21 protein-coding genes are annotated in these 25,598 nt (G+C 74.0%); 16 read left to right on the top strand and 5 right to left on the bottom strand.

Translation table 11 applies throughout. The features are described from left to right. The first annotated feature begins 90 nt into the window (after positions 1-90). The 9 genes from ACFW47_RS13185 (at position 91) to ACFW47_RS13145 (ending at position 10,800) form a co-directional block, all read left to right on the top strand. Positions 91-903 carry a TIGR03084 family metal-binding protein gene (locus ACFW47_RS13185; protein WP_386305833.1) on the top strand — a complete coding sequence of 271 codons (813 nt, stop codon included), beginning with the start codon at positions 91-93 and terminating at the stop codon, positions 901-903. Beyond that, on the top strand, positions 900-2,570 hold the full coding sequence (locus ACFW47_RS13180) for an acyclic terpene utilization AtuA family protein (protein ID WP_386305832.1): 1,671 nt from the start codon (positions 900-902) through the stop codon (positions 2,568-2,570). Before ACFW47_RS13185 ends, ACFW47_RS13180 begins: the two co-directional genes overlap by 4 nt. 22 nt (positions 2,571-2,592) lie before the next feature. Next, positions 2,593-4,191, top strand: coding sequence for an acyl-CoA carboxylase subunit beta (locus ACFW47_RS13175; protein WP_386280790.1), 1,599 nt, complete (start codon positions 2,593-2,595; stop codon positions 4,189-4,191). A gap of 8 nt (positions 4,192-4,199) precedes the next feature. Next, positions 4,200-6,044, top strand: coding sequence for a biotin carboxylase N-terminal domain-containing protein (locus ACFW47_RS13170; protein WP_386280792.1), 1,845 nt, complete (start codon positions 4,200-4,202; stop codon positions 6,042-6,044). An 82-nt stretch (positions 6,045-6,126) separates the two neighbouring features. After that, positions 6,127-7,272 carry an acyl-CoA dehydrogenase family protein gene (locus ACFW47_RS13165; protein WP_386305830.1) on the top strand — a complete coding sequence of 382 codons (1,146 nt, stop codon included), beginning with the start codon at positions 6,127-6,129 and terminating at the stop codon, positions 7,270-7,272. 28 nt (positions 7,273-7,300) lie between these two features. Continuing rightward, on the top strand, positions 7,301-8,869 hold the full coding sequence (locus ACFW47_RS13160; RefSeq protein ID WP_386305829.1) for a 4-coumarate--CoA ligase family protein: 1,569 nt from the start codon (positions 7,301-7,303) through the stop codon (positions 8,867-8,869). After that, on the top strand, positions 8,866-9,600 hold the full coding sequence (locus ACFW47_RS13155) for an enoyl-CoA hydratase family protein (RefSeq protein WP_386280799.1): 735 nt from the start codon (positions 8,866-8,868) through the stop codon (positions 9,598-9,600). The genes ACFW47_RS13160 and ACFW47_RS13155 overlap by 4 nt, the downstream gene beginning before the upstream one ends. Beyond that, positions 9,588-10,238, top strand: a complete 651-nt coding sequence (locus tag ACFW47_RS13150; RefSeq protein WP_386280802.1) for a TetR/AcrR family transcriptional regulator — start codon at positions 9,588-9,590, stop codon at positions 10,236-10,238. The genes ACFW47_RS13155 and ACFW47_RS13150 overlap by 13 nt, the downstream gene beginning before the upstream one ends. Next, positions 10,231-10,800, top strand: a complete 570-nt coding sequence (locus tag ACFW47_RS13145; protein ID WP_386305827.1) for a hypothetical protein — start codon at positions 10,231-10,233, stop codon at positions 10,798-10,800. The genes ACFW47_RS13150 and ACFW47_RS13145 overlap by 8 nt, the downstream gene beginning before the upstream one ends. A gap of 22 nt (positions 10,801-10,822) precedes the next feature. Here ACFW47_RS13145 and pdxH read toward each other — a convergent pair whose 3' ends face one another. Continuing rightward, on the bottom strand, positions 10,823-11,500 hold the full coding sequence (gene pdxH, locus ACFW47_RS13140; RefSeq protein ID WP_386280807.1) for a pyridoxamine 5'-phosphate oxidase: 678 nt from the start codon (positions 11,498-11,500) through the stop codon (positions 10,823-10,825). Between the two features lie 261 nt (positions 11,501-11,761). Here pdxH and ACFW47_RS13135 point away from each other — a divergent pair, with 261 nt between their 5' ends. From ACFW47_RS13135 to ACFW47_RS13125, 3 genes are all read left to right on the top strand, one after another. After that, positions 11,762-12,862: a citrate synthase 2 gene (locus ACFW47_RS13135; RefSeq protein ID WP_217246256.1), complete on the top strand. Its 1,101-nt coding sequence runs from the start codon at positions 11,762-11,764 to the stop codon at positions 12,860-12,862. Positions 12,863-13,156: 294 nt separating this feature from the next. Further along, on the top strand, positions 13,157-14,023 hold the full coding sequence (locus tag ACFW47_RS13130; protein WP_386305825.1) for a GNAT family N-acetyltransferase: 867 nt from the start codon (positions 13,157-13,159) through the stop codon (positions 14,021-14,023). 120 nt (positions 14,024-14,143) lie between these two features. After that, complete coding sequence (locus ACFW47_RS13125; RefSeq protein WP_386280815.1) at positions 14,144-15,571, top strand: PAS domain-containing protein; 1,428 nt, start codon at positions 14,144-14,146, stop codon at positions 15,569-15,571. A 27-nt stretch (positions 15,572-15,598) separates the two neighbouring features. Here ACFW47_RS13125 and ACFW47_RS13120 read toward each other — a convergent pair whose 3' ends face one another. Next, positions 15,599-16,354 carry an SIS domain-containing protein gene (locus ACFW47_RS13120; protein WP_386280818.1) on the bottom strand — a complete coding sequence of 252 codons (756 nt, stop codon included), beginning with the start codon at positions 16,352-16,354 and terminating at the stop codon, positions 15,599-15,601. A gap of 210 nt (positions 16,355-16,564) precedes the next feature. Between ACFW47_RS13120 and ACFW47_RS13115 the strand changes: the two genes are divergently transcribed. Both ACFW47_RS13115 and ACFW47_RS13110 read left to right on the top strand, forming a co-directional pair. Beyond that, positions 16,565-17,257 (top strand): metal-dependent transcriptional regulator, encoded by a 693-nt coding sequence (locus ACFW47_RS13115; protein ID WP_100046119.1) that lies wholly within the window; start codon positions 16,565-16,567, stop codon positions 17,255-17,257. 510 nt (positions 17,258-17,767) lie between these two features. Continuing rightward, entirely contained in the window at positions 17,768-18,676 is a 909-nt protein-coding gene (locus tag ACFW47_RS13110) for an alpha/beta fold hydrolase (protein WP_386280822.1), read from the top strand. 15 nt (positions 18,677-18,691) lie between these two features. Here ACFW47_RS13110 and ACFW47_RS13105 read toward each other — a convergent pair whose 3' ends face one another. From ACFW47_RS13105 to ACFW47_RS13095, 3 genes are all read right to left on the bottom strand, one after another. Continuing rightward, positions 18,692-20,272 carry a transporter gene (locus ACFW47_RS13105; protein ID WP_386280825.1) on the bottom strand — a complete coding sequence of 527 codons (1,581 nt, stop codon included), beginning with the start codon at positions 20,270-20,272 and terminating at the stop codon, positions 18,692-18,694. After that, on the bottom strand, positions 20,269-21,060 hold the full coding sequence (locus ACFW47_RS13100; RefSeq protein WP_386280827.1) for an ABC transporter ATP-binding protein: 792 nt from the start codon (positions 21,058-21,060) through the stop codon (positions 20,269-20,271). The genes ACFW47_RS13105 and ACFW47_RS13100 overlap by 4 nt, the downstream gene beginning before the upstream one ends. 139 nt (positions 21,061-21,199) lie before the next feature. Next, the gene (locus tag ACFW47_RS13095) at positions 21,200-21,853 is read right to left on the bottom strand and encodes a bifunctional DNA primase/polymerase (RefSeq protein WP_386305824.1); all 654 of its coding nucleotides are present in this window, start codon (positions 21,851-21,853) and stop codon (positions 21,200-21,202) included. 314 nt (positions 21,854-22,167) lie between these two features. Here ACFW47_RS13095 and ACFW47_RS13090 point away from each other — a divergent pair, with 314 nt between their 5' ends. Continuing rightward, positions 22,168-23,553, top strand: coding sequence for a transcriptional regulator (locus ACFW47_RS13090; RefSeq protein WP_386280831.1), 1,386 nt, complete (start codon positions 22,168-22,170; stop codon positions 23,551-23,553). Positions 23,554-23,720: 167 nt separating this feature from the next. Next, positions 23,721-25,562, top strand: a complete 1,842-nt coding sequence (locus ACFW47_RS13085; RefSeq protein WP_386305822.1) for a hypothetical protein — start codon at positions 23,721-23,723, stop codon at positions 25,560-25,562. The last annotated feature ends 36 nt before the right edge of the window (positions 25,563-25,598 follow it).

The following is a 25,598-nucleotide window of genomic DNA, read 5'->3' as shown; positions in this document are numbered from 1 at the left end:
AAATCATGCAAGCATGCTTGATTGTTACTCCGGCCCCTGCCATGCTCCCCTCACCGCGCCGCACACCGCCGTGCCCGAGGGGAGCGCCCCGTGTCCGACCCGACGCCCGTGATCGACGACCTGCGCGAGGAGAGCGAGGAACTCGACGCGCTGGTAGCCGCGTTGAGCCCGGATCAGTGGCGGCTCGTCACGCCGGCGCCCGGCTGGACGATCGCCCACCAGATCGCGCATCTGCTCTGGACCGACCGCGCCGCCCTGGTCGCCGTCACCGACGAGGACGGCTTCGGCACCCTGGTCGAGCAGGCCCTCGCCGCGCCCGGCCGGTACGTCGACGACGGTGCCGAGGAGGGTGCCCGGCAGGAGCCGGCCGCGCTGCTGGCCGCCTGGCGGGACGGACGCACCGCCCTCGACAAGGCGCTGCGCGCGTCGGCCCCCGGCGCCCGCTTCCCCTGGTACGGCCCGCCCATGGCCGCCGCCTCCATGGCCACCGCCCGCCTGATGGAGACCTGGGCACACGGCCTCGACATCGCCGACACCCTCGGCGTCACCCGGCCGCCCACCGACCGCCTGCGGCACGTCGCCCGCATCGGCGTCCGCGCCCGGGACTTCGCCTACGCCGCCCACGGACTCACCCCGCCCGCGGAGCGGTTCCGCGTCGAACTCACCGGGCCGGGCGGGGACGTGTGGGCGTACGGCCCCGAGGACGCCCCGCAGCGTGTCACCGGCCCCGCCCTCGACTTCTGCCTCCTCGCCACCCAGCGTGCCCACCGCGCCGACCTCGCGCTCACCGCCGAGGGCCCGGACGCCGACCGCTGGCTGGACATCGCCCAGGCCTTCGCCGGACCGCCCGGAGCCGGACGCCCGCCGGGAGCCGGACGCCCGCCGAAGAGGGAGTCCCGGTGAACGTGCTCCGTGTCGGCAACGCCTCCGGCTTCTACGGCGACCGCTTCGGCGCCATGCGCGAGATGCTCGCCGGCGGGCCCCTGGACGTCCTCACCGGTGACTACCTCGCCGAGCTGACCATGCTGATCCTCGGCCGGGACAGGATGAAGGACCCCGGCGCCGGGTACGCCCGCACCTTCCTGCGGCAACTGGAGGAGTGCCTCGGCCTCGCCCGGGAGCGGGGCGTGCGCATCGTCGCCAACGCCGGGGGCCTCAACCCGGCCGGTCTCGCCGACGCCGTACGCGCCCTGGCCGGCCGGCTCGGCATCCCCGTCCGCGTCGCGCACGTCGAGGGCGACGACCTGACCGCCGCCCACCCGGGAGCGCTGGCCGCCCACGCCTACCTGGGCGGCTTCGGCATCGCGGAGTGCCTGCGGGCCGGCGCCGACGTGGTCGTCACGGGCCGCGTCACCGACGCCGCGCTGGTCACCGGGCCCGCCGCCGCGCACTTCGGCTGGGGGCCCACGGAGTACGACCGGCTGGCGGGCGCGGTCGTCGCCGGGCACCTGCTGGAGTGCGGGGCGCAGGCCACCGGCGGCAACTACGCCTTCTTCCGGGACGGCGACGTACGGCACCCCGGCTTCCCGCTCGCCGAACTGCACGCCGACGGCACCTGTGTCATCACCAAGCACGACGGCACCGGCGGCTTCGTCGACGCCGGCACCGTCACCGCCCAGCTGCTGTACGAGACGGGCGGCGCCCGGTACGCCGGGCCCGACGTGACCGCTCGGCTCGACACCGTGCGGCTCACCCAGGACGGCCCCGACCGCGTCCGCGTCGAGGGCGTGCGGGGCGAGCCACCGCCCCCCACCCTCAAGGTCGGCCTGAACCGCCTCGGCGGCTTCCGCAACGAGGTCGCCTTCGTCCTCACCGGCCTCGACGTCGAGGCCAAGGCCGCGCTGGTGCGGGCCCAGATGGAACCCGCCCTCGCCGGGGTCGCCGACGTCCGCTGGGACCTGGTCCGCACCGACCGGGCCGACGCGCCGACCGAGGAGACGGCCGGCGCGCTGCTGCGGCTCGTCGTCCGGGACGCCGACCAGCGGGTCGTGGGGCGGGCGTTGAGCGGCGCGGCGATCGAACTGGCCCTCGCGAGCTACCCCGGGTTCCATGTGCTCGCGCCGCCCGGGAAGGGCGCGCCCTACGGCGTGTTCGAGGCCGCCCACGTCCCGCAGGACACCGTCGACCACGTCGCCGTCCTCCCGGAGGGGCGCCGGGTCCCGGTGCCGGCCGCCCGGGACACCGCCGTACTCCGCCCCGTACCCGGACCACCTCTGCCCGAGCCCCTCCCGCCCGGCCCCGTCCGCCGCGCCCCCCTCGGCCTCGTCGCCGGCGCCCGCAGCGGCGACAAGGGAGGCGACGCCAACGTCGGCGTGTGGGCGCGGACCGACGACGCCTGGCGGTGGCTCGCGCACGAGCTGACCGCCGACCGGTTCCGCGAACTGATCCCCGAGGCCCGCGACCTGCCCGTCACCCGGCACCAGCTCCCCAACCTGCGCGCCCTCAACTTCGTCGTCGAGGGCATCCTCGGCGAGGGCGTCGCAGCCCAGGCCCGATTCGACCCGCAGGCCAAGGCGCTCGGCGAATGGCTGCGCGCCCGGCACCTGGACATACCGGAGACTCTCCTGTGACCGTCAGCCCGGAGGTACAGCCGTGACCGTCCTCGCCTCCGCCCTCGACCCCACCGCCCCCGACCACCGCGCGAACCGCGAGGCCATGCTCGCCAAACTCGCCGACCTGGACGCCGAACACGCCAAGGCCCTCGCGGGCGGCGGCGACAAGTACGTCGCCCGGCACCGCGAGCGGGGCAAGCTGCTGGCCCGCGAGCGCGTCGAACTGCTCCTCGACCCCGACACCCCCTTCCTCGAACTGTCCCCGCTCGCGGCCTGGGGGAGCGAGTACGCCGTCGGCGCCTCCCTCGTCACCGGCATCGGCGTCGTCGAGGGCGTCGAGTGCCTGATCACCGCCAACGACCCGACCGTGCGCGGCGGCGCCAGCAACCCCTGGTCGCTGAAGAAGGCCCTGCGCGCCAACGACATCGCCCTCGCCAACCGGCTGCCCTGCATCAGCCTCGTCGAGTCCGGCGGCGCCGACCTGCCCTCGCAGAAGGAGATCTTCATCCCGGGCGGCGCGATCTTCCGGGACCTGACCCGGCTGTCGGCGGCCGGCATCCCCACCGTCGCCGTCGTCTTCGGCAACTCCACGGCCGGAGGCGCCTACATCCCCGGCATGTCCGACCACGTGATCATGGTCAAGGAGCGGGCGAAGGTGTTCCTCGGCGGGCCGCCGCTGGTCAAGATGGCCACCGGCGAGGAGAGCGACGACGAGTCGCTGGGCGGCGCCGGGATGCACGCCCGCACCTCGGGCCTCGCCGACTACTTCGCCGTGGACGAACCGGACGCGCTGCGGCAGGCCCGTCGCGTCGTCGCCCGGCTGGGCCACCGCAAGGCGTACCCCGATCCACCGCTCGCCGAGCCCCCGAAGTACGACCCGGAGGACCTGCTCGGCGTCGTCCCCGCCGACCTCAAGGCCCCCTTCGACCCGCGCGAGGTCATCGCCCGCGTCGTCGACGCCTCCGACTTCGACGAGTTCAAGCCCCTGTACGGGACGAGCCTGACGACCGGCTGGGCGAGCCTGCACGGCTACCCGGTCGGCATCCTCGCCAACGCCCAGGGGGTGCTCTTCAGCGAGGAGTCGCAGAAGGCCGCCCAGTTCATCCAGCTCGCCAACCAGCGTGACATCCCGCTCCTCTTCCTCCACAACACCACCGGCTACATGGTCGGCAAGGAGTACGAGCAGGGCGGCATCATCAAGCACGGCGCCATGATGATCAACGCGGTCTCCAACTCCCGCGTCCCCCACCTCTCCGTCCTCCTGGGCGCCTCCTACGGCGCCGGCCACTACGGCATGTGCGGCCGCGCCTACGACCCCCGCTTCCTCTTCGCCTGGCCCAGCGCCAAGTCCGCCGTCATGGGGCCGCAGCAGCTCGCGGGGGTCCTCTCCATCGTCGCCCGTCAGTCCGCCGCCGCGAAGGGGCAGCCCTACGACGACGAGGGCGACGCGGCGCTGCGCGCCATGGTGGAGCAGCAGATCGAGTCCGAGTCGCTGCCCATGTTCCTGTCCGGGCGGCTCTACGACGACGGCGTCATCGACCCGCGCGACACCCGCACCGTCCTCGGCCTGTGCCTGTCCGCCGTCCACACCGCGCCCTACGAGGGCGCGCGCGGTGGCTTCGGCGTCTTCCGGATGTGAGGAGCCACGTGATTACTTCCGTCCTCGTCGCCAACCGCGGCGAGATCGCCTGCCGCGTCTTCCGCACCTGCCGCGAGTCGGGCATCCGGACCGTCGCCGTGCACTCGGACGCCGACGAGAACGCCCTCCACGCGCGCGTGGCCGACGCGGCCGTACGGCTGCCGGGCACCGCCTCCGCCGACACCTATCTGCGCGGCGACCTGATCGTGAAGGCCGCGATCGCCGCCGGCGCGGACGCCGTCCACCCCGGCTACGGCTTCCTCTCCGAGAACGCCGACTTCGCGCGCGCCGTACGGGACGCCGGGCTGGTGTGGATCGGGCCGCCGCCGGAGGCGATCGAGGCGATGGCGTCCAAGACCCGCGCCAAGGAACTGCTGGGCATCGCGCCCCTCGCCGCCGTCACCGAGGCGGACCTGCCGGTGCTGGTGAAGGCGGCGGCCGGTGGCGGCGGGCGCGGCATGCGCGTCGTACGGCGCCTCGCCGACCTCGACGCCGAACTGACCGCCGCCCGCGCGGAGGCCGTGAGCGCGTTCGGCGACGGCGAGGTGTTCGTCGAGCCGTACGTGGAGGGCGGCCGCCACGTCGAGGTGCAGGTCCTCGCGGACGCCCACGGCACGGTGTGGGCGCTCGGCACCCGCGACTGCTCCCTCCAGCGCCGCCACCAGAAGGTGATCGAGGAGGCCCCGGCACCGGGACTGAGCGCGGCACTCACTCAGGAGCTGTACGAGCAGGCGGTCCGCGCCGCCCGCGCGGTGGACTACGTCGGCGCCGGGACGGCCGAGTTCCTGGTCGACGCCGGCGAGCGGGCGCACTTCCTGGAGATGAACACCCGCCTCCAGGTCGAACACCCGGTCACGGAGGCGGTCTTCGGCGTCGACCTCGTCGCCCTCCAGCTCCGGATCGCCGAGGGCCACGCCCTGGAGACCGACCCCCCGCCCGCTCGCGGTCACGCCGTGGAGGCCCGCCTGTACGCCGAGGACCCGGCGAACGCCTGGGCCCCGCAGACCGGCCGCCTGCACCGCCTCGCCGTCCCCGACGGCGTCCGCCTCGACACCGGCTACACCGACGGCGACGACATCGGCGTCCACTACGACCCGATGCTGGCCAAGGCCGTCGCCCACGCGCCCACCCGCGCGGAGGCCGTCCGCCGCCTCGCCGGTGCCCTGGAACGGGCGGCGATCCACGGCCCGGCCACCAACCGGGACCTGCTCGTCCGCTCGCTGCGGCACGAGGAGTTCACGTCCGCCCGCATGGACACCGGCTTCTACGACCGCCACCTGGCCGGCCTGACCTCACCGGCGCCGGACCCCCTCGCCCCGCTCGCCGCCGCCCTGGCCGACGCCCACGGCCGCTCCCGGTTCGGCGGCTGGCGGAACGTCCCGTCACAGCCGCAGGTCAAGCGGTACACCATGGCCGGCGAGGAACACGAGGCCCGCTACCGCCACACCCGCACCGGTCTCACCGCCGACGGCGTACGCGTCGTCCACGCCGACGCCCACCTCGTCGTCCTCGAATCCGACGGCGTACGGCGCCGCTACGAGGTCGCCCGCTACGGCGACCGGATCCACGTGGGCGCCACCCGCCTCACCGCCCTGCCCCGCTTTCCCGACCCCACCGCCCAGCACGCCCCGGGCTCCCTCCTGGCCCCCATGCCCGGCACGGTCGTCCGCGTCGCGGAGGGCCTGACGGAGGGGGCTGCCGTGGAGGCGGGCCAACCCCTGCTCTGGCTGGAGGCGATGAAGATGGAACACAAGATCACCGCCCCGGCCACCGGCACGCTCACCGACCTGAAGGCCGTACCCGGTCAGCAGGTCACGGTGGGCTCTGTGCTGGCGGTGGTGCAGGCCACCTAGGGGCCCCGGGGCCGCCTCGAGTATGCGGCTCCGCCGCGTGGGCGCGACCGGCCACGACGAAACCCGCACCCGAAGGAGCACAGTGACCACCCTCATCGAATCCGAAGAGCACAAGTCCCTCCGCGAAGCGGTGTCCACCTTCGCCAGGAACCACCCCCGCACCCTCGGCACCGACAACAAACACTTCTGGCAGGCCGCGGCCAAGCTCGGCTACATAGGCGTCAACCTGCCGGAGGCGTACGGCGGAGGGGGCGGCGGCATCACCGAACTCTCCCTCGTCCTCGAAGAGATGGGCGCCTCCGGCAACCCCCTGCTCATGATGATCGTCTCCCCGGCGATCTGCGGCACCGTCATCTCCCGCTTCGGAACCGAGGAACAGAAGCGCGTGTGGCTCCCGCCACTCGCCGACGGCACCCGCCTCATGGCCTTCGGCATCACCGAACCCGACGCCGGCTCCAACAGCCACCGCATCACCACCACCGCACGCCGCGACGCCGCCACCGGCGACTGGCTCCTGACCGGCCGCAAGGTCTTCGTCTCCGGCGTCGACATCGCCGACGCCACCCTGATCGTCGGCCGCACCGAGGACGCCCGCACCGGCAAGCTCAAGCCCTGCCTGTTCATCGTGGACCGCGACACCCCCGGCTTCGAGCGCCGCCCCATCGACATGGAACTCAACGCCGCCGAGAAGCAGTTCGAGCTGACCCTCGACGAGGTCCGGCTGCCCGCCGACGCGCTCGTCGGCGACGAGGACGCCGGTCTCCTCCAGCTCTTCGCCGGGCTCAACCCCGAGCGCATCATGACGGCGGCGTTCGGCATCGGCATGGGCCGCTACGCGCTCTCCCGCGCCCTGGAGTACGCCCGTGAGCGCACCGTCTGGAAGACCCCCATCGGCGCCCACCAGGCCATCGCCCACCCCCTCGCCCAGGCCCACATCGACCTCGAACTGGCCCGCCTGATGACGCAGAAGGCCGCCCACCTCTACGACGCCGGTGACGACATGGGCGCCGGCGAGGCCGCCAACATGGCCAAGTACGCCGCCGGAGAGGCCTGCGTGAAGGCCGTCGACCAGGCCGTGCACACCCTCGGCGGCAACGGCCTCACCTGCGAGTTCGGGCTCGCCCAGCTGATAACGGCCTCCCGCGTGGCCCGCATCGCCCCCGTGAGCAGGGAGATGATCCTCAACTACGTCTCCCACCAGACCCTGGGCCTGCCCAAGTCGTACTAGACCGCGTTCTGGACCTGTTGGAGGAACCGTGTTCCGCAGTGAGTACGCAGACGTCCCGCCCGTCGACCTGCCCATCCACGACGCCGTGCTCGGCCGGGCCGCCGGGTACGGCGACGGCCCGGCGCTGATCGACGGCACCGACGGCACCACCCTCACCTACGAACAGGTGGACCGGTTCCACCGGCGCGTCGCCGCCGCCCTCGCCGAGGCCGGCGTGCGCAAGGGCGACGTACTCGCCCTGCACAGCCCCAACACGGTCGCCTTCCCGCTCGCCTTCTACGCCGCCACCCGCGCCGGTGCCTCGGTCACCACCGTGCACCCGCTCGCCACGGCCGAGGAGTTCGCCAAGCAGCTGAAGGACTGCGCGGCCCGCTGGATCGTCACCGTCTCACCCCTGCTGGACACCGCCCGCCGGGCCGCCGGACTCGCGGGCGGCGTCCAGGAGATCCTCGTCTGCGACAGCGCGCCCGGCCACCGCTCGCTCGTCGACATGCTGGCCTCCACCGCGCCCGAACCGTCCGTCGGCATCGACCCCGCCGAGGACGTCGCCGTACTGCCGTACTCCTCCGGCACCACCGGCACCCCCAAGGGCGTGATGCTCACCCACCGGCAGATCGCCACCAACCTCGCCCAGCTCGAACCGGCGATCCCGGCCGCCCCGGGCGAACGGGTCCTCGCGGTGCTCCCCTTCTTTCACATCTACGGTTTGACGGCCCTCGTGAACGCGCCGCTGCGGCTCGGCGCCACCGTCGTCGTGCTGCCCCGCTTCGACCTGGAGCAGTTCCTCGCGGCCATCCAGAACCACCGCATCACCGGCCTGTACGTCGCCCCGCCGATCGTGCTCGCCCTCGCCAAGCACCCTCTGGTAGCCGACTACGACCTCTCCTCCCTGAAGTACGTCATCAGCGCCGCCGCCCCCCTGGACGCGAACCTCGCCGCCGCCTGTTCGCGCCGGCTCGGCCTGCCGCCCGTCGGCCAGGCCTACGGCATGACCGAACTGTCCCCGGGCACCCACGTCGTCCCCCTCGACGCCATGCACGCCGCCCCGCCCGGAACCGTCGGCAAGCTCATCGCGGGGACCGAGATGCGCGTCGTCTCCCTCGACGACCCCGGCAAGGACCTCCCCGCCGGCGAGTCCGGCGAGATCCTCATCCGCGGACCCCAGGTCATGAAGGGCTACCTCGGCCGCCCCGACGCCACCGCCGCCATGATCGACGAGGAGGGATGGCTGCACACCGGGGACGTCGGGCACGTGGACGGTGACGGCTGGCTCTTCGTCGTCGACCGCGTCAAGGAACTGATCAAGTACAAGGGCTTCCAGGTCGCCCCCGCCGAACTCGAAGCCCTCCTGCTCACCCACCCCGGCATCGCCGACGCCGCCGTCATCGGCACCCGCAACGACGACGGCAACGAGGTCCCGCACGCCCACGTGGTGCGCAGGACCACCGCACCCGCTCCGACCGAGGCGGAGATCATGACGTACGTCGCCGAGCGCGTCGCCCCCTACAAACGCGTCCGCGCGGTCACCTTCGTCGACGACGTGCCCCGGGCGGCCAGCGGCAAGATCCTCCGCCGGGAACTGCGGGGCCGCGCATGAGCCTCGTCGCCCGCGCCCGGGAGCGGGGCGTCGAGACCCTCACCCTCGACTCCCCGCACAACCGCAACGCCCTGTCCGCCGCCCTCGTCACCGAACTCACCGACGCCCTCACCGCCGCAGGCGAGGACACCGACGTCCGCGCCGTCCTGCTCACCCACGCCGGCAACACCTTCAGCGCCGGCGCCGACCTGCGCGACCCGCCCGACCCGGACGCCCTGGTCGCACTGCTGAGGGGGATCGTCGAACTTCCCAAGCCCGTCGTCGCCCGCGTCGACGGTCACGTCCGCGCGGGCGGCCTCGGCCTGCTCGGCGCCTGCGACATCGCGGCCGCCTCCACCGCGTCGACGTTCGCCTTCACCGAGGTCCGCATCGGCGTCGCCCCCGCCGTCATCTCCCTCACGCTCCTGTCCCGCGCCGACCCCCGCGCCCTCGCCCGCCACTACCTCACCGGCGAACGCTTCGACGCCGCCGAGGCCGCCGTGACCGGCCTGGTCACGGCGGCGGGCGGCGACGTGGACGCCGTACTCGCACCCGTCCTCGACGGTGTGCGCCGCGCCTCACCGCAGGGCCTGGCCGAGACGAAACGGCTGCTCACGGCTAGGGTGCTGGAGGCCTTCGACCGGGACGCGGACCGCCTGACCGCACTCTCGGCCCGGCTGTTCGCCTCCCCGCAGGCCCGCGAGGGGATGACGGCCTTCCTCGAACGACGGGATCCACAATGGGTGGTGTGAGCGGCGCCGTGCACGCGGCCGACCGCGCGGAACGCGTCCCCAAGCAGGACCGCAGCCGGGCCACCCGGCAGCGGCTCCTGGAAGCCGCCGTGGCCTGCCTCGCCGAACACGGCTGGGCCGGCTCCACGGTCTCCGTCGTCGCCGAACGCGCCGGCGTCTCCCGGGGCGCCGCCCAGCACCACTTCCCGACCCGCGAGGACCTCTTCACCGCCGCCGTCGAGTACGTCGCGGAGGAACGCTCCGTAGCGCTGCGCGCCCTCTTCCCCGAGGGCGCCGGCCCCGGCGACCGGCACGCCGTCGTCGCCGCGCTCGTCGACCTCTACACCGGCCCCCTCTTCCGGGCCGCCCTCCACCTGTGGGTGGCCGCCTCCAACGAGGAGCAGCTGCGCGGCCGGGTGACCGAACTCGAGGCCCGCGTCGGCCGTGAGACCCACCGCATCGCCGTCGACCTCCTCGGCGCCGACGAGACCCGCCCCGGCGCCCGTGAAACCGTCCAGGGCCTCCTGGACATGGCCCGCGGCCTCGGCCTCGCCAACCTCCTCACCGACGACACGGCCCGCCGGGAACGGGTCGTGGAGGAGTGGGCGCGGCTGCTGGACGGCGTACTGGACGGGACGCCGGGCCGCCGCCATGGGTGACCGGTTCCAGGTGATCGTCGACCTCGACGCGGGCGGGGCCGACGCGGGGCGGCTGGCCGGCCGGGCGGTGGAGTGGCTGGTCGGCGAGGGCGTCGTCCTCGCCGAACGCACCCGGTGCGTACCCGGCCGGCCCCTCGGGCACCCGCCCGGCCCGCACTGGGAGCTGGCGGTCACCGCCGACTGGGACCTCGCACCCACGGACGGACTCGCCGTCCACACCCGGCGCACCGGGTTCACCAGCGGCGCGGACCTGCCCGGCGCGGCCCTCTGCCCGCACTGCGCGGCACCCACCCCACTGGACGACCCGGGCGACGACGCGGCGTGGCAGCGGTTCAGCACCGCCATGCGGACCTGGTACGACACGGGCGCCGCGACCGTCGACTGCCCCGCCTGCGCCACGGCCGTCCCCGTCCAGGACTGGACCTGGGACGAGGCACCCGTCGCCCTCGGCCACCTCGGCTTCGAGTTCTGGAACTGGCCCGACCTCACCGACGACTTCCGCGCCCGCCTGACCGCGCTCCTCGACGGCCACCGCACCGCGTACGTGTGGGGGAGGTACTAGGAGGGGCCGGGGGAGGGCGGCCTCACGGAGCGAGCCGTTCCACCCGCCACTCCCCGTCCGGCCCCGCCACGTACCGCAACCGGTCGTGCAGCCGGTTCTCCCGCCCCTGCCAGAACTCCACCGCGTCCGGCACCACCCGGAACCCGCCCCAGTGCGGCGGCACCGGCACCTGCTCGCCCTCCGGATAGCGCGCCGCCAGCCCGGCGTAAGCGGCGTCCAGGGCGTCCCGGTCCGCCACCACCGACGACTGGGCGCTCGCCCAGGCACCCAGCTGGGAGCCGTGCGGCCGGGTCCGGAAGTACCCGGCGGTCTCGTCCCGCCCGGTCCTGAGGGCCGTCCCCGTCACGATCACCTGCCGGGCCATCGGATGCCACGGGAACAGCAGCGACACGTGCGGGTTCCCGCTCAGCTCACGGCCCTTGCGCGACTCGTAGTTGGTGTAGAAGACGAAGCCCCGCTCGTCGAAGTGCTTCAGCAGCACCGTGCGGGAGCTGGGCCGGCCCTCGGCGTCCGCCGTGGAGACGACCATGGCGTTCGGCTCGAACAGCCCGCCCTCCGTCGCGGCCTGCTTGAACCAGCGCGCGAACTGCTCCAGGGGCGTGGCGGCCAGCTCGGACTCGGAGAGCCCTTCGGCCCGGTACTGCTTGCGCATCGAGGCGAGATCGAAGGGGACGGCATCGCGGTCGGTCACAGCGGCCATCCTGCCGCATCCACCGCGCTCCCCACTGCGTCCTTCGTCACGAAGTGGCACTCAGTGCCGCGACCTCTCCCCAAAGGTGGCACTCGGAGATATCGTGCTGATCCCGTCCCGGTTGGATGACCCGGGGCCGAACGGGGCATCACAGGGATGACCGAAGACCAGGACCGCGAGTCGTCGACCGACCGTGGATCCCACAGGACCCGGTCACCCGGTGTTCCGAGACGGCCGGTCGCCACACACACGATCACGAGGAGCCGCCTGATGTCCGACTTCGTACCCGGGCTCGAAGGAGTCGTCGCGTTCGAGACGGAGATCGCCGAACCCGACAAGGAGGGCGGCGCCCTCCGCTACCGCGGCGTCGACATCGAGGACCTGGTCGGGCACGTCTCCTTCGGGAACGTCTGGGGCCTGCTCGTCGACGGCGCCTTCAACCCCGGCCTGCCCCCGGCCGAACCCTTCCCGATCCCCGTCCACTCCGGCGACATCCGCGTCGACGTGCAGTCCGCGCTCGCCATGCTCGCCCCCGTCTGGGGCCTCAAACCCCTCCTCGACATCGACGCCGAGCAGGCCCGCGCCGACCTCGCCCGCGCCGCCGTCATGGCCCTGTCCTACGTCGCCCAGTCCGCCCGCGGCCAGGGCCTGCCCATGGTCCCGCAGCGCGAGATCGACAAGGCCCAGTCCGTCGTCGAACGCTTCATGATCCGCTGGCGCGGCGAGCCCGACCCCAAGCACGTCGCCGCCGTCGACGCCTACTGGACCTCCGCCGCCGAGCACGGCATGAACGCCTCCACCTTCACCGCCCGCGTCATCGCCTCCACCGGCGCCGACGTGGCCGCCGCCCTCTCCGGCGCCGTCGGCGCCATGTCCGGCCCGCTGCACGGCGGCGCGCCCTCCCGCGTCCTGCACATGATCGAGGAGATCGAACGCACCGGGGACGCCGAGGCCTACGTCAAGAAGACCCTCGACGCGGGCGAGCGCCTCATGGGCTTCGGCCACCGCGTCTACCGCGCCGAGGACCCCCGCGCCCGCGTCCTGCGCCGCACCGCCCGCGAACTGGGCGCCCCGCGCTACGAGGTCGCCGAGGCCCTGGAGAAGGCGGCCCTCGCCGAACTCCACGCCCGCCGCCCCGACCGCGTCCTGGCCACCAACGTCGAGTTCTGGGCCGCGATCATGCTGGACTTCGCCGAGGTCCCGGCCCACATGTTCACGTCGATGTTCACCTGCGCCCGTACGGCCGGCTGGTCCGCGCACATCCTGGAACAGAAGCGCACCGGCCGCCTGGTCCGCCCCTCGGCCCGCTACGTCGGCCCGGGCCCCCGCGACCCGCGCGCTATCGAGGGCCACGCGGACATCGCGGGCTGACGCAACGGGCCGTACACGCAGACGACCCGCGAGTCTGGTTCCTCCGGTGGAGGAGCCGGCCGGACGTACCGGCGACTCGCGGGTCGGGTGACTGCTTGGGATTGGGCCGGCTGCGCGCGTCTGTCGCGCACTGGTCCGGCACCGCACTGGGTGTGGCGGCGGGCCGCTAGCCCGCAGTCACCTCACGCGTCCGGTAGTCATACATCTGCCGAACCACCTCCCTTCCGTGTGCTCCCCACCATAGGAAGTGGCCGCCCGCTCATCAACGCCTTTTTCCGGGTTACCGTTCCGCCCATGACGAGGCACCGAGGGGGACCGCCGGTCAGGCGGGCGACAGTCAGCGGGTCGACGTTCGAGGAGCGCATCGGGTACGCCCGGGCCGTCGTCGACGGCGACCGGGTGCACGTGTCGGGGACGACCGGGTTCGACTACGCGTCGACGACCATCTCCGACGACGTGGTGGAGCAGGCCGGGCAGTGCCTGCGGAACATCGGGGCGGCGTTGGCCGACGCGGGGTGCACGTTCGCGGACGTCGTGCGGGTGCGGTACCTGCTGCCCGCGCGGGAGGACTTCGAGCCGTGCTGGCCGGTGCTGCGGCGGGCGTTCGGCGAGGTGCGGCCGGCCGCGACCATGATGGTGTGCGGGCTCGCGGACGAGCGGATGCGGATCGAGATCGAGGTGGACGCGCGGCGCGGGCCGGTCGGTCCGGACGCCGGGCTGCGCGTCGAGCCCGTGGCCGGGGACGCCATGGTGGAGGAGTGGCGGCACGTCCACAACGAGGTGGTGCCGCCCGCCGCGTTGAGCCCGGACGAGGCGTGGGAGCGGGCCGGGCGGTACCGGCTGGCCAACGCGTACCTCGGGGACGTGCTCGTCGGGTGTTCCACGGTGCGGCCGCCCGAGGGCGAGGAGCGGGTGGCGACCGTGATCGCCCGGGTGCTGCCCGCGTTCCGGGGGCGCGGGATCGGCACGGCGCTCTACGAGGCGGGCATGGCGGAGGCGGCCGCGCTCGGCGCCGAGGCGGTGGAGACCGTGGTGCTGGCGGCAGGCGGTGACGGTTTGCGGTTCGCCGAGGGGCGTGGGTTCGTGGAACGGGAGCGGTACGTGTTGGATGGCGAGAGCGACGAGTGGGTCGATCTGAGACTCGCCGCGCACCCGTCATGACGGGGGCGTATGCCGGGTTTCCGCAGTACAACGATTTCCGCAATCTTGCGGGAACTCGGTGTGTGCTGCATCACGTTCGAGTTGAATGAAGGCCAGTGACGCAGCCTGCAGGGGGTCCAGGTGAGTGCTTCCCGGCGTAGTGGGACCACCGACGAGCTGGGGCCGGACGAGCCGGAACAGCCCGAGCGGGACGGCGCGGACCTGTTGGCCGCGCTGCTCGACGGCATGGACGCGGCCCTGTGCGCCTTCGACGCGGACGGGGTGGTCACCCATTGGAACCGCGAGGCGGAGCGGATCCTGGGCTGGAGCGCCGCCGAGGCCGTGGGGCGGCAGGGGTTCGCCGGGTGGGCCGTGCGCCGGGCGGACGCCGGGGAGGTCGAGGAGCGGCTGCTGTCCGCGATGCGCGCCCCGGGCCGGCAGGTGCACGAGTTCGCGCTGCTGACCAAGGACGGCGGACGGGTGCTGGTGCGCACCCAGTCCGCGGCCGTGCGCGGTCCCGACGGCCGGCCCGCCGGGGTGTACTGCGCGTTCAGCGAGGTGCACGCGCAGATCGACCTGGAGCGCTCCATCGCGCTGAGCGAGGCCCTGCTGGAGGACGCGAGCTGGGGCGTCGTGCTGGTGGACGTGGATCTGCGGCCGGCCGTGGTGAACGCCCACGCGGCGCGGGCCCTGGGGGCCGGGCGTACGTCGGTACTGGGACGGCCGCTCGGTGACCTGCTCGCGCAGGGCGTGGAGGAGCTGGAGAGCGCGCTGACGCACGTGCTGGCGGAGGGCGCGCCGCCCGGCCCCGCCGAGGTGTGGGTGAGCGTGCGCACGCCGGAGGGCGAGCGGCGCCGGTGCTGGCGCAGCGGGTTCGTGCGGCTGGCGTCGCCGCTGGCGGAGGAGCCGGTGCCGTTGGGCGTCGGCTGGCTGTTCCAGGACATCACGGAGGGCAAGCAGGCCGAGCAGGAGGCGGCGCTGCTGCGCTTCCGCACCAACCAGCTGCACCGCGCGGCGCGGGCGGCGGCGGAGTGCGAGGACCCCGCGGAGGCCGCGGTCGTCCACCTGGACTTCGCGCTCGCCGGGTTCGCCGACCACGCCCTGATCGACCGGGTGGTGGGCGGGGCGGGACCTAGGGCGGGCGAGTCCGAGGCGGTGGAGCCGGAAGCGGCGGGGCCGGTGCGGCTGATGCGGGTCGCGGCGACGCCGTCCGGCGCGCCGGGGCCGAGCATGCCGGCGGGGACGTCCGGCATGCCGGTGCGCTACGGCGAGGGGCACCCGGCGGTGCAGTGCGTGGAGCGGGCGGGCTCGGTGCGGGCCAGTGCCGGTGTCCGGGCCGTGCCGGCGGAACGGGCGCGGGAGTGGGCGACGGCCCGGCAGTGGCCGGCGGACACGGTGCACGGCCTGTGCGCGGTCCTGCGCAGCCGGGGCCGGACGCTGGGCGTCGTGACGTTCCTGCGCGGCTCGGGGCGCACCGCGTTCGAGCGCTCGGACGCGGTGTACGCCGAGGACGTGGCGGTGCGCATCGCGGCGGCGCTGGATCTGGCCGGGGCGGTGGAGGGGCGGTAGCGGCCGGGGTCCTGGCCGGGTGTCCGCTCAGCGCCGGTAGAAGATCCGGTCCCCGTACTGGTCCAGTACCCGCCCGTTCCACTCGTGGCCGCCGTCGACGTTGCCCGAGCGCAGCAGGGGCGGTTCGATGCCGCGGTCGGCGAGGGCGGCCGCCGCCGTGGCCGTCATGGCCTGCATCAGGGCGCTGGTGACGACCGTGGAGGCGGGTGCGAAGGGCGCGGGGACGGTGTCGAGCGTGAGCTCCGCGTCGCCGACGGCGATCTTGGAGTCCAGCACGATGTCGCAGTGGTCCTTGAGGAAGGTGCCGGAGGCGTGCCGCGACTTGGTCTCGGAGGCGTACGCCACCGAGGTCACGCCGATGACGCGCACGCCCAGGGCGCGGGCGTTCATGGCCATCTCCACGGGCAGCGAGTTGCGCCCGGACAGGGAGATGATCACCAGGGCGTCGCCCGCGCGGATCGGCGAGGAGTCCAGTACGGCGCTCGCGAGGCCGTCCACCCGCTCCAGCGCGGAGCCGAGCGTGGCCGGCATGACGTCGACGCCGACGACGCCGGGCACGGAGAGCAGGTTCATCAGGGCGAGGCCGCCGGCGCGGTAGACGACGTCCTGGGCGGCGAGGGAGGAGTGGCCGGCGCCGAAGGCGAAGAGCCGGCCCCCGTCCTGCACCGTGTCGGCGAGCAGCGTGCCGGCCGCCTCGACGGAGTCGGCCTCCTCGTCGCGGATCCGTCGCAGGAGATCGATCGCGGCGTCGATGAACTGGCCGGCCGGCTTGCGGTCGCTCATGCGGGGCCCCTTCGGTGTGGCTGCGTCGCGGATCACCGTGCGGTCTGGACCACTGCGGTGTCAATACGGCGTCGACACCGCCGGACGGCCGCGCGGGCCCCGGTTTCCGCGGCGCGGCACGGTTGTCGGTGGTATGCGTCAGAATTGGGTGCAGGGCCAGCGCACGCGCCGGTGGGCCGTAGCCTCCGGCAATCTCATCAAGGGGCACGTATGTCCGGACTGATCGACACCACGGAGATGTACCTCCGCACCATTCTGGAGCTGGAGGAGGAAGGTGTGGTCCCGATGCGCGCCCGGATCGCCGAGCGGCTCGACCAGAGCGGTCCGACGGTCAGCCAGACGGTGGCGCGGATGGAGCGCGACGGTCTGGTGTCCGTGGCGGCCGACCGGCACCTGGAGCTGACCGACGAGGGCCGCCGGCTGGCCACGCGGGTGATGCGCAAGCACCGGCTCGCGGAGTGCCTGCTCGTCGACGTGATCGGCCTGGAGTGGGAGCAGGTGCACGCCGAGGCCTGCCGCTGGGAGCACGTGATGAGCGAGGCCGTCGAGCGCCGCGTGCTGGAGCTGCTGCGGCACCCGACCGAGTCGCCGTACGGCAACCCGATCCCGGGCCTGGAGGAGCTGGGCGAGACGGACGGCGCCGACCCGTTCCTGGACGAGGGCATGGTGTCCCTCGCCGACCTGGACCCGGGCGTGGAGGGCAAGACGGTCGTCGTGCGCCGGATCGGCGAGCCGATCCAGACGGACGCGCAGCTGATGTACACGCTGCGCCGGGCGGGCGTGCAGCCCGGGTCGGTGGTGAGCGTGACCGAGTCGGCCGGCGGCGTGCTGGTGGGCAGCGGCGGCGAGGCGGCGGAGCTGGAGTCGGAGACCGCCTCGCACGTGTTCGTCGCCAAGCGCTGACCGGTCCTCGCCGGTGCGGTGCGCCGAATCTCAGCGTCCGGCCACCGCGCGTGCAAGGCTGTCGCGTGAGGCGTATGACGTGAGGTCTCTGGGCCGTGGTGTGACAGCGATGTCGTCCCGGCCGGAGAGGGGGAGGGGCGTGTTGCTGAGACGGAGAGGGCCCCGGCGCCGTGCGGCGCCGGGGCCTGTCCTCCCCTGTGCTGACCCGGAGCCCCGAGCTCTCAGGGTCAATCCCCTCGGACCGTTTTCCCCGAGCGGCCCGCCTCCCGTTGAAGATCTCCCCTCGGCGACGGCGATCAATCCCTGAGGGGGGTCACTCGAACGAGGGGTGTTGCTGGCCGGAAGAGCACTTTCGAATAAGCATTCGATACTCTGCGAGCGTCGGACGGCCGTGAGAGGCGGCGGCCCGTCACGGCGAGAACGACAGGCACGGCAGGCAGGACACGGTTCACAGGACCGGCCGGCCCGGCGGGGCGGGCGGTCCGAGCGGAGCTTGGGGGTGCCAGGACCATGGCGCGACGGATCGACGTGACCGGCGCGGGCGGCGTACGCCTCGCGGCCTGGGAGTTCGGCGACCCTCCCAAGACGGACCGGACCGACCACACGGCCCCCGTGGACCGCAGTGGCCACTCCGCCGGCCCGGCCGGTGGGCTGCCGGGTGTGCTGTTACTGCACGGGCTGATGGGCCGCGCCTCCCACTGGGCCCCCACCGCCCGCTGGCTCGCCGCCCGTCACCGGGCCGTCGCCCTCGACCAGCGCGGCCACGGCCGCAGCGACAAGCCGCCGGGGGGCGCGTACACCCGGGAGGCCTACGTGGAGGACGTCGAGGCCGCCCTGGAGCAGCTCGGTCTCGGCCCGGCCGTCCTGATCGGCCACGCCATGGGCGCGCTGACCGCCTGGCAGCTCGCTGCCAAACGTCCCGACCTGGTCCGCGGTCTGGTCGTCTGCGACATGCGGGCCTCCGCCCTCGGCGCCGCGTCCCAGCACACCTGGACCGAGTGGTTCCGCGCCTGGCCGGTCCCCTTCGCCACCCTCGCCGACGTACGCAAGTGGTTCGGCGAGGACGATCCATGGGTGGAGCGCCCGAATCCGGCCCGGGGCGAGTTCTACGCCGAGGTGATGGCCGAGTCCCCGGACGGCTGGCGGCCGGTCTTCGACCCGGAGCAGATGCTGCGCTCCCGCGAGACCTGGGTCTACGACGCCCACTGGGAGGAGCTGGCCCAGGTCCGCTGCCCCACCCTGGTCGTCCGCGGCCTCGACGGCGAACTGGGCCGCGCCGAGGCCCAGGAGATGGTCCGCGTCCTGCCGCACGGCCAGTACGCGGAGGTCGCCGACGCCGGCCACCTCGTTCACTACGACCAGCCGGAGGCGTGGCGAGCGGCCATCGAGCCGTTCCTCGACGGCCTCCGCGACGGCTGACCGGGCCGGGTGCCGTCAGCCCTTGCTGACCGCCGTGAGGATCTCCGGCAGCCGCCCGGCCGTGCGCGGCGCGGCCAGCCGCAGACCGGCCAGCGTCAGGACCGCGCCGTACACCGCGCCCACGGGAAGCAGCAGCGGACTCCCGTCACCGCGTACGTTCAGCCAGATCGTCAGCGCGATCACGGGTGCGCACAGCAGGGCCGCGCCGACCATGCCGCCGAAGACGGAGATCCAGGCCAGCCCGACCTGACCGGGGGCGACGTTCTTGTAGCCCTCCTGCGGGATGGAGTACGGGAAGCGGGCCGAGGTCCACGCGCCGGTCGCCAGCATCGCGCCGAGCAGCGCGAAGGACAGACCCAGTGCCTCGGGCAGGGTCCGCCAGTCGTCGAGCATCGCCGTGGTCAGGACGGTGACCAGGGTGGCGTACGGCAGGGTGATCAGCAGCAGGGCCAGCGCGCGGGCGCGCAGCTCCACGTAGGCGTCCCTGGTCGAGGAAATGGTCAGCGCCACCATCCAGAAGGCGGACGTGTCCTGCCCGAACTGGTTGTACATCTGGATGCCGAGCATCCCGGCGGCGAAACAGGCGAAGTACACCGAGCCGGTGCCCTGCCAGGCGTTGAAGACCGGCACGATCAGGCCGATGGCCAGCGAGGTCACCCACGCCGCCTTCGTCTTCGGGTCGCGCCACACGTAGCGCAGGGTGCGCTCCATCGTCGTACCGGTGCGGCCGGCGGGCAGCAGCCGGGCGAGGCCCGAGGCGCCGCGCTCGCGGACCGGACGCGTGTCGCCCGGGAGGGTGGACCCGTCCGGCGCGGTCATCAGCCGCGTCAGGTGCCGCTCCCACACCCGCAGCAGGAGCACCAGCGCCGCCGCCGTCAGTGCCAGCTGCGCCAGCGCGGTGCCGTAGGCCCCGTCGCTCGCCGAGCCCATCGCGCCGACCGCCGAGGCGGGCGGCACCCAGCGCAGCACGTCGGCCGCCGGGTCGAGCTGCTCCAGCCCGGACGAACCCAGCCGCTGCGCCCCGAAGTTGACGACCTGTGCCCCGACCGCGACGACCAGCCCGCTCAGCACCGCCAGGTCGCGGCCCTTGCGGCTGGTCAGCAGTCGTACGTTGGCGGCGGCGACGGCCCGCGCGAGGGTCACGCACACCAGCAGCGCGAGGACACCGCCGACGATGCCGACGACGTACGCCGCCCCGCCGTGCGCGACCGCGACCACCGAGCCGGCGAACAGGCACAGGGTGAACAGCGGCCCGATGCCCACCAGCGACGCCGTGAGCAGGGCCCGGACCAGCGGGCGGGGCCGCAGCGGCAGCATCACCAGCCGGGTCGCGTCCAGCGTCTCGTCACCGCCGGGGAAGAACAGCGGCATCACCGCCCAGCCGAGCCCCAGCACCCCCGCCAGCAGGACGACCAGCGAGTCCACGTGGCCGTACCCGCGCAGGGCGATCAGGCCGATCAGCTGGAGCGCGGCGAAGAGCAGCACGGCGACGGCGGAGGCGATGTAGGCGGCCCGCCGCCCGCCGGACTGCCGCAGCCCGTTGCGCAGGAGCGACAGTTTCAGCCGTACGAAGACGGAGGTGACCGACGCGTTCACCGGGACCCGCCGCCCAGCCAGTCCAGGTCCGACCCGGCGTCCAGGCCGCCGGCGCCGACGAGTTCGAGGAACGCCTGCTGGAGGGAGGCCGCGTCCCCGCGCACCTCGGCGAGCGCGCCGGTGGCGCGGATGCGGCCCGCGGCCATGACGGCCACCCAGTCGCACAGGGACTCCACCAGCTCCATGACGTGGGAGGAGAAGACGACGGTGGCGCCGGAGGCGGTGTAACGCTCCAGGACGCCCCGGATCGTCTGCGCCGACACCGGGTCGACGCCCTCGAACGGCTCGTCCAGGAAGAGCACTTCGGGGTTGTGCAGCAGGGCGGTGGCCAGCCCGATCTTCTTCCGCATGCCGGTCGAGTAGTCGACGACCAGCTTGTGCTGGGCCCCGGCCAGGTCCAGTACGTCCAGCAGCTGGGCCGCCCGCCGGTCCACCTCGTCACCGGGCAGGCCCCGCAACCGCCCCGTGTAGCCGAGCAGTTCCCGCCCGGACAGCCGCTCGAACAGCCGCAGTCCCTCCGGCAGCACCCCGATCCGCGCCTTCACCTCCACCGGGTCGCGCCACACGTCGTGCCCGACGACCTCGACCGTCCCCTGATCCGGCCGCAGCAGCCCGGTCACCATGGAGAGGGTCGTGGTCTTCCCGGCACCGTTCGGCCCGACGAGCCCGATGAACTTGCCCGCGGGCAGCTCCAGATCGATCCCGCCCACGGCGACCTGCTGCCCGAACCGCTTCCAGAGCCCTTGTACGCGTACGGCACTCGCACCCACGACGTCTCCCTCCGCCAACTTCGCACCCTACGGGGGAGAAGCGCCCTGAAGGGGCGCGGGACTGTGTCGATATGCGGCTCCGCCGCGCGGGCGCGACCAGCCCGGGACAAGCCGCACTCGCCGGAATACGGCAACCCGGCAGACGAGAAGGCGTCCCCTAACGATCCCTGCCGCACGCATACGCCAACGGCGACACCAACTCCTCCACATCCGGCAGCCACCGATTCGCCGGCGTCGGCCGACAGGCCCACTGCACGGCCCCCCGAGTCCCGTACCGCGTCGGCGGCGCGGCCACATACGCCCCCTCCCCGAGCGCCGTGAGGTCGAGCAACCGCGGTGCCCAGCCCAGCTTCCGCACCAGCTCCGGCACCTTCGCGGCGGCCCCCGGAAGGACGAAGAACCGCATCCGCCGGTCCGGCGTCAGCGTCACCGGGCCGAGTGTCAGCTCCATCCGCTCCATCCGCGCCAGCGCCAGGAACCCCGCGGTCTCCGGCACGTCGATCGCGTCGAACGTACGCCCCGTGGGCAGCAGGATCGAGGCCATCGGCTGCTTCTGCCACATCCTGCGGGCGACGGTCGCGCTGCCCGTCGCCTGCGTCGCCCAGTCCTCGCGCGCCGGGTGCGCGCCCGGGGCGGCGCACGCCGGGTCCCCGCAGGAACAGCGCTGCTCCCCGTCGGCTGCTTCCAGCCAGGTGCCGGGGAACACGTCCCAGTGGCGCTCCTCGGCGTAGCGTACGGCGGTCTCCAGCAGCGACGCGCCGCGCTGCTGCGGGATCTGGATGGCTTCGGTGCCGGGGATGGTCTCTGTCACGTGGAACTCAACTCCCGGGCTCACCGGGGGTTACGGCGGTTGCGCGCGCGGGGGAGGAGCATCGATTCCGCATCCGGGGCGCATGGGTGCATGTACGGGGGCGCGCGGGAGGATTCGCCGCCGGAGCCGGGTAGCCACGTGTGGGGCCGACGCCGGCCGGCGTCGGCTGTCATCCCGGCAATCCTCGCAAGCTTCGCAAGTCTCGCATTGTCGGCACATCGACTGGGCATTGATCTTCACGGCCGGATCTTTTCGTCCGCCGGGACAGCATCGAGACCGTATGAGACCGCATGAGACCGCATGGGGGTTACGCCATGGCCGCAAGGCCTCTCGTCGCGCGGCAGCCGAACGAACGACTGCAGGCGCTCATTCAGGAAGCGGGCTGCTCGAACGCGGGCCTCGCCCGCCGGGTCAACGTGTGCGGGGTCGAGCACGGACTCGACCTGCGGTACGACAAGACCTCGGTGGCCCGCTGGCTGCGCGGGCAGCAACCGCGCGGCCGGGCACCGGCGATCATCGCCGAGGCGCTCGGACGCAAGCTCGGCCGCACGGTCACGATCGACGAGATCGGCATGGCCAACGGCAAGAACCTCGCCTCGGGTGTCGGCCTCCAGTTCTCGCCGACGGTGCTGGGAGCCATCGAGCAGGTCTGCGAGCTGTGGCGCAGTGACGTCGGGCGGCGGGACTTCCTGTCCGGGTCGTCCGTCGCCGCCTCGGCGCTCGTCGAACCCAGCCGGGACTGGCTGATTTCCGCCCCCGACTCACAGGTGTCCCGCTCGGCCGGGCCCCGGGTGGGGCCCTCCGACGTGGCGGCGGTGCGGGCGATGACGCAGGCCCTGGTGGACCTGGACCACCAGTACGGCAGCGGGCACGTGCGCCCGGTGGTCGTGCACTACCTGAACAGCGTCGTCTCCGGACTGCTCGCGGGCTCCTACCGGGAGGCGGTGGGACGGGAGTTGTTCGCCACGGTGGCCCGGCTGACCGAGCTCGCCGGGTACATGGCCGTCGACACCGGCCAGCCCGGACTCGCCCAGCGGTACTACATCCAGTCGCTGAGGCTCGCGCAGGCGGCCGGTGACCGCGGCTACGGCGGGTACGTGCTCGCCGCCTCCATGAGCCACCTCGCCGCGCAGCTCGGAAACCCCCGGGAGATCGCGCAGTTGGCGCGCGCGGCGCAGGAGGGGGCGCGCGGGCGGGTGACGCCGCGAGCGGAGGCGATGTTCCACGCGGCGGAGGCCCGCGGGCACGCGCTGCTGGGCGACGTACGGGCGGCCCACACGGCGGCCGGGCGGGCGGTCACCGCGATGGAGGCGGCCGAACCGGCGGCCGGGGACGACCCGGTGTGGATCGCGCACTTCGACGAGGCCTACCTGGCCGACGAGTTGGCGCACTGCCACCGGGACCTGGGGGAGTCCGACGCGGCGGCGCGGTGCGCCCGGCAGTCGCTGGACGGGCACCCCGAGTCGCGGGCGCGCAGGCGGGCCATCGGCCATGTGCTGCTGGCCACGGCCCAGGTGCAGCAGCGCGAGATCGAACAGGCCTGCACGACGGCGACGAAGGCCGTGGAACTCCTCGGGACGCTGCGGTCGAACCGGGGCGCCGAGTACCTGGAGGACTTCCAGGCGCGGCTGGAACCGTACCGGGAGGAGGCGGTGGTGAGGGAGTTCGGGGCGCGGCTGGACCTGCGGGCCGCCGCGTGAACGCCGGTGCGGTGTGAGCCAAGTGCCATGAACAGCGTGGGGCGGCGCGGTTTTGTTACCGCAGTCACAGGGAAGGAGTTCACGCCCCATGCGGCGTGGCAGCGGGCTCCGGGGACCCGGTAGCGTGAGCCGACGATTCCGAAGGTCCCCCATTCACAGGAGTCCCGGTGACGCAGAGTGGACAGGGCGAGGAGCCCTCGCCGCGGCAAGCGCGCGAAGGCATCGTGCTGCCCTCGGACGGTGGCGAGCCGCTGGTACCGGGCCTGACCGGCGCGGGCGCGCCGGCCGGTCCCGCACCCGCGCCCGCCTCGGCGCCACCCGGCGGCCAGGCCTGGGACCGGCCGTGGGGGCCCGAGCAGCAGAGCCCGGCCCCCGAGCAGGGCTGGTCCACTCCTCCCGCCGCCCAGCCCTGGGGCTCCCCGGAGCCCGGCGTCCAGCCGTCCGCCGCGCCCGCCTGGCCGGCGCAGAGCGGCCCCGCCCAGCCGCCCGGAGCCCTGCCGCCCCAGGCGGGCCCCGGCCCACTGCCTCCGGAGGGCGCGCAGGCGACCGCCGGGTACGGCGGGCAGGCGTACGGAGCGTCGTCCCACGGGCAGGCGTACGGCGGTTCGGCCGACGCGCAGACCTACGGCGGACCGGCCGGTGGCCAGGCGTACGGCTCGGGGCCGTCGTACGGGCAGCCGGGGCCGCAGGGTCAGCACGGTCAGTCGGGGCAGCCCGGCCACTACGGTCAGCCGGGTCCGTACGGCCAGCAGTCCGGTCAGTCCGGTCAGCACGGTCAGGCCGGTCCGCAGGGGCAGCCTGGTCAGTTCGGCCAGCAGGGCCTCCACGGCCAGGCGCCCGCGCCGCTCCCCGCGGCCGACGACGGCGCCACGCAGTACCTGCCGCCCGTCGCGTCGCCCGCCGACGAGGGGGCGACGCAGTACCTGCCCCCGGTGCCCCCGGCCGGGAACCCCGCCGACGAGGGCGCCACGCAGTACATACCCCCGGTCTCTCCGGGTGCCCTGCCCCCGGAGAGACCCGCCCAGCCGCACGCCGAGTCGACGCAGTTCCTCGGCACGGCGGCACCGCAGTACTCCGCGCCCGGCCCCGACGCCGAGGCCACGCAGTTCATCGCGCCCGTGCCCGGCGGCCCCGCCGCCCCGGCCCCGTACGGCGGGGCGCCCGGCGGTGACGAGGGACGGCAGCCCCCCGCCGAATTCGACAACCTCTTCCGCAGCGCCCCGGGCGCCGACGGCCCGGCCTCGGCGACCCAGCAGCTGCCCGCCTTCGACGAGCCGCAGGCCGCCCACCGCGGCGGCCCCTCCGCCTACGCCGGTGGCGGCCGGCGGCGCGGCGGCCACGACGGCGGCGGCCGGGCCGGCGGCGGGCGCACCGGTTCGCGGGTGCCGATGCTCGCGGCCGTGGGCGTCGGCATCGCCGTCGTCGGCATCGGCGCGGGCGCGATGCTGGCCGGGGGCGGTGGTGGCGAGGAGGACAAGGGCGGCAACCAGCCCGTGTCCGCGACCGCCCCCGTCTCCGAGTCCGCGTCGGCGTCCGCGTCACCGTCGCCGTCGGTCGACCCGGTCCGCCAGCAGGCCGTCGAGCTGGACAAGCTGCTGGCCGAGAGCGGCACCAGCCGCACCACCGTGATCAACGCCGTGGCCGACGTGAAGTCCTGCGACAACCTGCCCCAGGCGGCCAAGGACCTGCGCGAGGCCGCCAAGCAGCGCACCGGGCTGGTCACCAGCCTCTCGCAGCTGTCCGTGGACAAGCTGCCGCGGCACGCCGAGCTGACCACCGCCCTCACCAAGGCGTGGCAGGCCTCCGCGTCGGCCGACAACCACTACGCGGCCTGGGCCGACCGCACGGCCGGGAAGAAGGGCTGCAAGAAGGGCAAGGCCGCCACCCAGCCCAAGGAGGCCAACCGGGCGAGCGGCACGGCGAGCAAGGAGAAGACCAAGGCCGCCGCCCTCTGGAACGCCATCGCCAAGCAGTACGGCCTCACGGAGCGCCGGCCCACCCAGCTCTGAGAGGGGGGCCGACGGCCCCGGCCCGGCCGGGGTCCG

It is taken from the genome of Streptomyces sp. NPDC058796, assembly GCF_042745235.1.
Taxonomy (GTDB): Bacteria; Actinomycetota; Actinomycetes; order Streptomycetales; family Streptomycetaceae; genus Streptomyces.
This window is presented reverse-complemented; position numbering and strand designations above follow the sequence as displayed.

What these genes read in the sequence shown, in the direction of transcription:
- ACFW47_RS13155 (WP_386280799.1), top strand. Translation starts at nt 8,866, where the DNA reads ATGAGCCTCGTCGCCCGCGCCCGGGAGCGGGGCGTCGAGACCCTCACC.
- ACFW47_RS13150 (WP_386280802.1), top strand. Translation starts at nt 9,588, where the DNA reads ATGGGTGGTGTGAGCGGCGCCGTGCACGCGGCCGACCGCGCGGAACGC.
- ACFW47_RS13145 (WP_386305827.1), top strand. Translation starts at nt 10,231, where the DNA reads ATGGGTGACCGGTTCCAGGTGATCGTCGACCTCGACGCGGGCGGGGCC.
- pdxH (WP_386280807.1), bottom strand. Translation starts at nt 11,500, where the DNA reads ATGGCCGCTGTGACCGACCGCGATGCCGTCCCCTTCGATCTCGCCTCG.
- ACFW47_RS13135 (WP_217246256.1), top strand. Translation starts at nt 11,762, where the DNA reads ATGTCCGACTTCGTACCCGGGCTCGAAGGAGTCGTCGCGTTCGAGACG.
- ACFW47_RS13130 (WP_386305825.1), top strand. Translation starts at nt 13,157, where the DNA reads ATGACGAGGCACCGAGGGGGACCGCCGGTCAGGCGGGCGACAGTCAGC.
- ACFW47_RS13120 (WP_386280818.1), bottom strand. Translation starts at nt 16,354, where the DNA reads ATGAGCGACCGCAAGCCGGCCGGCCAGTTCATCGACGCCGCGATCGAT.
- ACFW47_RS13115 (WP_100046119.1), top strand. Translation starts at nt 16,565, where the DNA reads ATGTCCGGACTGATCGACACCACGGAGATGTACCTCCGCACCATTCTG.
- ACFW47_RS13110 (WP_386280822.1), top strand. Translation starts at nt 17,768, where the DNA reads ATGGCGCGACGGATCGACGTGACCGGCGCGGGCGGCGTACGCCTCGCG.
- ACFW47_RS13090 (WP_386280831.1), top strand. Translation starts at nt 22,168, where the DNA reads ATGGCCGCAAGGCCTCTCGTCGCGCGGCAGCCGAACGAACGACTGCAG.